At 62.3% G+C, this 422-nt stretch carries 1 pseudogene; it reads left to right on the top strand.

From position 1 onward, the window contains the following. Nucleotides 1-152: 152 nt before the first annotated feature. Nucleotides 153-422: pseudogene (locus tag AEYBE204_RS39785) on the top strand (phage tail protein); the annotation flags it as partial.

The following is a 422-nucleotide window of genomic DNA, read 5'->3' as shown; positions in this document are numbered from 1 at the left end:
CGTTATTGATCGGCGCAAACGATCGTTATTCCCTCAAAAATCCCCAATCCGGCCCGGCCTGTTGTCTGGTCGGCCTTCCAGCATCCACCGCGTGCGGCCCGGCGCGCCGGGCGTCATCATGCCTGCACCTACTCACCACCCGGAGCAAATTAATGGGCGATTATCATCACGGCGTGCGCGTCGTCGAAATCAACGACGGCACCCGCGTTATTTCCACCGTATCGACGGCAATCGTCGGCATGGTCTGCACGGCGGAGGATGCCGACGCGTCGGTTTTCCCGCTTGATACCCCGGTACTGATCACTGACGTGCTGGCCGCCTCCGGCAAGGCCGGTAAAAAAGGCACGCTGGCGGCGTCGCTGCGGGCGATCGCCGAACAAGCTAAGCCGGTCACGGTGGTTGTCCGCGTTGCCACCGGCAAA

The sequence above is a fragment of the Asticcacaulis sp. YBE204 genome, assembly GCF_000495855.1.
Lineage (GTDB): Bacteria > Pseudomonadota > Alphaproteobacteria > Caulobacterales > Caulobacteraceae > Asticcacaulis.
This window is presented reverse-complemented; position numbering and strand designations above follow the sequence as displayed.